Origin of the sequence: Bacillus sp. TL12, assembly GCF_022625245.1 — a bacterium.
Classification (GTDB): Bacteria; Bacillota; Bacilli; order Bacillales; family Bacillaceae_G; genus Bacillus_A.
Genome location: NZ_JAJJBY010000220.1, coordinates 1 through 413, shown reverse-complemented (window position 1 = coordinate 413; position 413 = coordinate 1). Strand labels below are relative to the sequence as shown.

1 pseudogene is annotated in these 413 nt (G+C 37.0%); it reads left to right on the top strand.

From position 1 onward, the window contains the following. Positions 1 to 413 (top strand): annotated as a pseudogene (locus tag LOK41_RS28625) (IS4 family transposase); the annotation flags it as partial.

The window sequence follows — 413 nt, the reverse complement described above, 5'->3', positions numbered from 1 at the left end:
GAAAAAAGGGGCCTACTTCTTATCTCGACTAAAAATGAATACCAAACTATTTCAAAAAAATGAGCATATCCTTACTTTTAAAAACGGATCCATCAAGAAGAAATATCAATACACAATGATTGATTTAGAAGCCATTATGGATCAGCTACAGCCAGGTGAATGCTCTGAAATTCCTGTGGTTTACATTGGTCGTGATTATGGACTTCCAGCACGCGCTGTGATTTACAGGCTAACTCCTGAGCAAGAAGCACAACGTAGAAAAGATCGTGCATATAAAGAGAAAAAGAAGAGGATAACTTTTAGCGATCGCATTAAAAAATTGCAAGGAATCAATGTGTACGTTACCAATATTCCATCGGAATATGTCTCAAAAGGAGCAATTCATGATTTCTACTCTCTTCGTTGGCAAATCG